The 6,084-nt window shown below is 72.3% G+C and carries 4 protein-coding genes; 3 read left to right on the top strand and 1 reads right to left on the bottom strand.

Annotated features, from left to right (window positions below):
• Positions 1-45: 45 nt before the first annotated feature.
• Positions 46-1,668: a cytochrome bc complex cytochrome b subunit gene (locus ACFU6K_RS28430; RefSeq protein ID WP_380667731.1), complete on the bottom strand. Its 1,623-nt coding sequence runs from the start codon at positions 1,666-1,668 to the stop codon at positions 46-48.
• Positions 1,669-2,076: 408 nt separating this feature from the next.
• Between ACFU6K_RS28430 and ACFU6K_RS28435 the strand changes: the two genes are divergently transcribed.
• The 3 genes from ACFU6K_RS28435 to efeB all read left to right on the top strand — a co-directional run bounded on the left by ACFU6K_RS28435 (position 2,077) and on the right by efeB (position 6,046).
• Positions 2,077-2,403, top strand: coding sequence for a hypothetical protein (locus ACFU6K_RS28435; RefSeq protein WP_380667725.1), 327 nt, complete (start codon positions 2,077-2,079; stop codon positions 2,401-2,403).
• 242 nt (positions 2,404-2,645) lie between these two features.
• A complete protein-coding gene (gene efeU, locus ACFU6K_RS28440; protein ID WP_380667727.1) occupies positions 2,646-4,712 on the top strand; it encodes an iron uptake transporter permease EfeU in 2,067 nt (688 codons plus the stop codon).
• Positions 4,712-6,046, top strand: a complete 1,335-nt coding sequence (gene efeB, locus ACFU6K_RS28445) for an iron uptake transporter deferrochelatase/peroxidase subunit (protein ID WP_380667729.1) — start codon at positions 4,712-4,714, stop codon at positions 6,044-6,046. Before efeU ends, efeB begins: the two co-directional genes overlap by 1 nt.
• Positions 6,047-6,084: the final 38 nt, after the last annotated feature.

Genomic DNA, 6,084 nt, shown 5'->3' on the forward strand with positions numbered 1-6,084 from the left:
GCACCGTTCCCGGTGCGGCGGGCCCTTTCCAGGTGCGGGAGGGGATCAGTGGTGGCCGTGGCCGCTGCCGATCTCCTCGTGCTCCTCGACGGTGGGCTTGGCGATCTGGCTGTACTCGCCGTAGAAGCCGCGGGAGAGCTTGACCCGTGCGCGGGTCCACAGCCCGGCCTTGCGGGCCACGCCGTTCTCGTCCACCTCGGGCGGCAGCTCGGAGGGCTGCGGCTGGTCGTGCGCGGTGAGGGTGTAGAGCCGGCCCTGCGGCAGCGGGGCGTGCACCTCGACGAACTCGCCGTGCTGGAGCCGGTTGATGACACCGGTCTCCCGGCCGTGCAGCACCTTCTCCTTGTCCCGCCGCTGGAGGCCCAGGCACCAGCGCTTGGTGATCACGAAGACGACGACCGGCACGGTGAAGAAGCCGATCCGCACCGCGTAGGTGATCGCGTTGATCGAGAGGTGGAAGTGGGTGGCCAGCAGGTCGTTGCCGCCGCCGGCCAGCAGGATCAGGTAGAGGCTGATCCAGGCCGCGCCGAAGGCGGTGCGGACCGGCGCGTTGCGCGGCCGGTCGGCGATGTGGTGCTCGCCCCGGTCGCCGGTGATCCAGGCCTCCAGGAACGGGTAGCACCAGATGGCCAGCAGGACGGTCGGGAAGACCATCAGCGGGACGAACACCCCGAGGTTGAGGGTGTGGCCGCCCCAGACGCTGATCTCCCAGCCGGGCATCACGCGGATCAGGCCCTCGGAGAAGCCCATGTACCAGTCGGGTTGGGCGTTGGTGGTCACCTGGTCCGGCCGGTACGGGCCGTACATCCAGATCGGGTTGACGGTGGCGATCGCCGCCATCACCGAGACCACGCCGAAGACCAGGAAGAAGAAGCCGCCCGCCTTGGCGGTGTAGACCGGCAGCAGCGGCATGCCGACCACGTTGTCGTTGGTCCGGCCGGGCCCGGCGAACTGGGTGTGCTTGTGGTAGAAGACCAGGATCAGGTGCGCCGCGAGCAGGCCCACCATGATCCCGGGGATCAGCAGGACGTGGACGGTGAACAGCCGGGGGATGATGTCGTGCCCCGGGAACTCGCCGCCGTAGAGGAAGAACTGCAGGTACGTCCCGACGATCGGGACGGCGAGGACGGCGCCCTCCATGAAGCGGATGCCGGTGCCGGAGAGCAGGTCGTCGGGCAGCGAGTAGCCCATGAAGCCGTCGAACATGCCGAGGATCAGCAGGAGCGCCCCGAAGACCCAGTTGATCTCGCGCGGCTTGCGGAACGCGCCGGTGAAGAAGACGCGCATCATGTGGGTCAGCATCGAGGCGACGAAGACGATCGCGGCCCAGTGGTGGATCTGGCGCATCAGCAGGCCGCCGCGCACGTCGAAGCTGATCTTGACGGTCGAGGAGAAGGCCTCGGACATCGGGATGCCCCTGAGCGGGACGTACGACCCGTCGTAGACGACCTCGCCCATGCTCGGCACGAAGAACAGGGTGAGCCAGACGCCGGTGAGGATGATGATGACGAAGGTGTAGAGCGCGATCTCGCCCAGCATGAAGGACCAGTGGTCGGGAAAGATCTTGCGCAGATTGGCCTTGGCCAGGGAGTAGATGCCGAGTCGGCCGTCCGCCCAGTCGGCGAGCGCCTCGGCCTTGTTGGCGGGGTCGGCGCGCGTGGTGGTCACCGGTCCCGGCTGCGACTGCTGGTCGGCTCTCACGACGGGCTCCCCGGCGTCCGCGGCGTGCCGTGCTGGAGGCCCGCCGGCGGGAACGGCGGCCGGCGAAGTGTTGTGATCATGGGACCTCTCGATACGGGCCCGCCGGCGGGACCGGCGCGCGGACCAGCTGTTCCGCTGAACCCGTTGCTCAGGGTGATGGAGCGCTTACTCTGTCATGCTGTCGGCAGGGGGCCGACTGTGCACGTCCATCGGCCCGTCCGGCCGCGCGTGTCGGGCCGGACGGGGGTTCCTGACGCCCGATCGGCTGGCCGCCGCTCGGCCCAACGGGTGCCGATGCTGCGGTCGGGTGCCGCTGAAGCGTTTCGGCGCGCGCCGCGTCCGGGGGTCGCGAGGTCCGGGGCCTACGCTGCGCCAATGGTGGATCACCGTGAACTCTTCGAGGACGTCACCGAGGCCCTGACCCGCGCCGGGTTCGACACCGGACCGGGCCCCTCACCGCTGTGGATCGACCGCCACCCCGAGGGCGTGGTGGTCGGCTGGACGCCGGGCGCGGAGCCGGGCGGGCCGCCCTCCCGGGAGGCGCTCGCGGCGCTGAGCGGTGCGGCCGCGGTCGTGCTGCGCGAGCGCGGCTACCTCGTCGCCGGAACGGAGGAGGGTGATCTCCTGGTGCGTTGCGCCGAACCGGTGACGGCGCCGGAGTCGCCCGAACCGGAGGCGGTGCCGGAGCAGTGGTGGGGATGACCGGGGGCTCCTGACGATCCCTCCGGCCTGCGGGTTTGGTCAACGCGAGGGCGAGCTCATACCGAACCCTTACCCGAACCGGGGGTGCGGTTGACCTGCTCGGCTCTAAGGTTTGCCTAAGCTAAGCCGTGGCGCCCCGGACCGCAGTGTCCGGGGCGTTCGGCTGTGCCGTCCCGCCGCCACCGCGGCGGGGTCGAGGACAGGTGAACGACCCGGGTCGGCCCGGGGGAGGAGCCCGCCGCATGTGGGATGAGGCGTTTCCCAGCTTCCTGATCGGTCTGCGCGAGGGCCTGGAAGCCGGACTGATCGTGTCGATCCTGGTCGCCACGCTGGTGCGGGCGGACCAGAAGGCCCGGCTGCCCCAGGTGTGGTCGGGCGTCGCGGCGGCCGTCGCGCTCAGCCTGAGCTTCGGCGCGGTGCTCACCTTCACCGCCGCCAACCTCTCCGGCCACGCCCAGGAGGCGTTCGGCGGGGTGCTCAGCCTGGTCGCGGTCGGCTTCGTCACCGCGATGGTGTTCTGGATGCGGCGCTCGGCGCGCACCCTCTCCGCCGAGATCAAGGAGAAGGTCCAGGCCTCGCTGGCGATGGGCGCCGGCGCGCTGGTGCTCACCAGCTTCCTCGCGGTCGCCCGCGAGGGCCTGGAGACCTCGCTCTTCTTGTGGACCAACGTGCGCACCGCCGGGGAGTCCACCGGGCCGCTGATCGGCGCGGCCGTCGGCCTGGTGCTCTCGGCCGGGCTCTGCTGGGGCCTGTACCGGCGGGCCCTGAGGATGAACCTCACCCGGTTCTTCACCATCACCGGCGTCGGACTGATCGTCGTCGCGGCGGGCGTGCTCGGCTACGGCCTGCGGGACCTCCAGGAGTCCGGCCTGGTCGGCGGCGGCACCTCGTACGCCTTCGACCTGAGCGGGCACCTGGACGCCTCGTCCTGGTACGCGACGCTGGTCCAGGGCACCCTCAACCTGACCGTCACCATGACGGTGCTCCAGGTCGTCGGCTACGTCGCGTACCTGGGCGTCGTGATGACGCTGTTCGTCGAGGGGGTCCGCGGCGGTGGGCGCGCCCAGGCCGCTGCGCCGGCCGCGCCCGCCGCGGTGAAGCCCGCTGCGGGCGGGGCCGAGGGCGAGGCCGCGGCCGGACCGGTGCGGGCTGGCCGGCCCCGCTGGGTGCTGCCGACCGCGGCGATCGCCGTCCCGGTGGTGGTGGCCGGCGTCGTGATCGCGGTCAGCGACGGCAAGCAGGGCGGCTCCGCCACCGTCGCCGTCTCCGAGCAGGAGTGCGGCAAGGGCTTCGCCGATCCGCGGCCTGGCCAGCAGGTGTTCCAGATGCGCAACACCGGCGACAAGGTCGCCGAGGTCTACCTCGTCGACCCGGGCAGCGGCGCGGTCTACGGGGAGATCGAGGGCCTGGCCCCCGGCACCACCCGCGCCCTGACCGCCACCATCGGCTCCGGCGACTACGCCTGGCGCTGCGTGCCCACCGGCGGCAAGCCCGTCACCTCGGCCGCCGTGCACGTCAGCGGCGCCGCCGTGGTCAAGGCCGTCAAGCCGGTCGCGGAGGAGGACCTCAAGGCCCCGCTCGACAGCTACAAGGAGTACGTCGACCAGGGCCTCGCGACGCTCGTGACGGAGAGCCGGAAGCTCCAGGCCGACGTGCGCTCCGGGGACCTCGCCACGGCGAAGGCCGACTGGCTCACCGCCCACCTCCGGTACGCCTCGCTCGGCGCCGCGTACGGCACCTTCGCCGACCTCGACGGGAAGATCGACGGCCGCCCGGACGGACTCGCCGGGAAGGAGCAGGACCCGGGCTTCACCGGCTTCCTGCGACTGGAGTACGGCCTCTGGCACGACCAGTCCGCCGCCGAGCTGACGCCCGTCGCCGACGACCTGGCGCAGAACGTGGAGAAGCTGGCGCACGACTTCCCCGGGCAGGACTTCGCCCCCGGCGACCTGCCGCTGCGCGCCCACGAGATCCTGGAGAACACCCTCCAGTTCGAGCTGACCGGCGACACCGACATGGGCAGCGGCACCAACCTGGCCACCGCCCAGGCCAACCTGACCGGCACCCAGGAGCTGCTGACCCTGCTCCAGCCGCTGCTCGACGAGCGGGACCCGCAGGTGCTCGTCAGGGTGAACGCCGGGATGAAGCGGGTCGGCGACCTGGTCGCCGCCGCTCACCGGCCCGAGGGCTGGACCCCGGTCGACCGGCTGCCCGCCGACGCCCGCCGACAGCTCAACGGCGCCACCGGTGAACTGCTCGAAGACCTCGCCCCCGTCCCCGCCCTGCTCGAGATCCGGAAGGCCGCCTGATGACCGACCACACCGCAGCCACCGGGTCCTGCCCGTTCCCACACGCCGCTGCCGCCACCGAGGCCGCCGCTGCCGCCGCGCAGGGCGGCTGCCCGGCCGGACCGGCCCGGCGCAGCTTCGTCCGGGCCGTGCTCGGCGCGGGCGCCGGAGCCGCCGTGCTGGCCGGCGGCGGCCTCGCCCTCGGCGCCGGCCCGGCCGCCGCCGGGGACGGCAAGCAGGAGAAGACCGGGGCGGTGCCGTTCCACGGAGCCCACCAGGCCGGCGTCACCACGCCGGCCCCCGGCTTCGCGGCCTTCGTCTCCTGCCAGGTCATCGCCCAGGACCGCAAGGGCCTCGAAACGCTGTTCCGGACCCTGACCGAGCGGATCCGCTTCCTCACCGCCGGCGGCACCCCGCCGGACCTCGGCGTCGGCGCGCCGCCCTCGGACAGCGGCATCCTCGGCCCGACCGTCCCCGCCGACCACCTGACCGTCACGGTCGGCGTCGGCGCCTCGCTCTTCGACGACCGCTACGGGCTGGCCAAGGCCAAGCCGGTCAGGCTCGCGCCGATGAAGACCTTCCCGAACGACAACCTCCAGGCCGCCGAACTGCACGGCGACCTCTCGCTGCAGATCTGCGCCGATCGCCAGGACACCGTGCTGCACGCGCTGCGCGACATCACCCGGCACACCCGGGGCGCGCTGCAGATCCTCTGGCGGATCGACGGCTTCCAGAACCAGTCCCGCCCGGACGGCGCGCAGCGCAACCTGCTCGGCTTCAAGGACGGCATCGTCAACCCGGACACCGGCTCCGCGCGCGAGATGGACCGGCTGGTCTGGGTCACCGACGGGACGGGCGAGCCGGCCTGGGCGACCGGCGGCAGCTACCAGGTGATCCGGATCATCCGGATGCTGATCGAGTTCTGGGACCGCGTCACCCTCGCCGAGCAGGAGAAGATGTTCGGCCGCCGCCGGGACACCGGCGCGCCGCTGGACGGTGCCCGGGAGACCGACGCGCCGGACTACGCCAAGGACCCGGACGGCAGGGCGATCCCGCTCGACGCCCACATCCGGCTGGCCAACCCGCGCACCGCCGACACCGACAACTCGCGCGTCCTGCGCCGGGGCTTCAACTACGACCGGGGCGTCGACCGGGCCGGGAACCTGGACATGGGGCTGGTGTTCTGCTGCTACCAGCAGGACGTGGTGCGGCAGTTCGAGGCCACCCAGACCCGGCTGATCGGCGAGCCGCTGGTGGACTACATCTCGCCGACCGGCGGGGGCTACTTCTTCGTCCTGCCGGGCGTGAAGGACGAGGCCGACTGGCTCGGGCGGGGGCTGCTGGCCGCCGTCTGACGGTCGGTTCCACGGCGGGCCCGGCGCTGCCATGCGCC

Source organism: Kitasatospora sp. NPDC057512 (assembly GCF_042802135.1).
Taxonomy (GTDB): domain Bacteria; phylum Actinomycetota; class Actinomycetes; order Streptomycetales; family Streptomycetaceae; genus Kitasatospora.

What these genes read in the sequence shown, in the direction of transcription:
- ACFU6K_RS28435 (WP_380667725.1), top strand. Translation starts at nt 2,077, where the DNA reads ATGGTGGATCACCGTGAACTCTTCGAGGACGTCACCGAGGCCCTGACC.
- efeU (WP_380667727.1), top strand. Translation starts at nt 2,646, where the DNA reads ATGTGGGATGAGGCGTTTCCCAGCTTCCTGATCGGTCTGCGCGAGGGC.
- efeB (WP_380667729.1), top strand. Translation starts at nt 4,712, where the DNA reads ATGACCGACCACACCGCAGCCACCGGGTCCTGCCCGTTCCCACACGCC.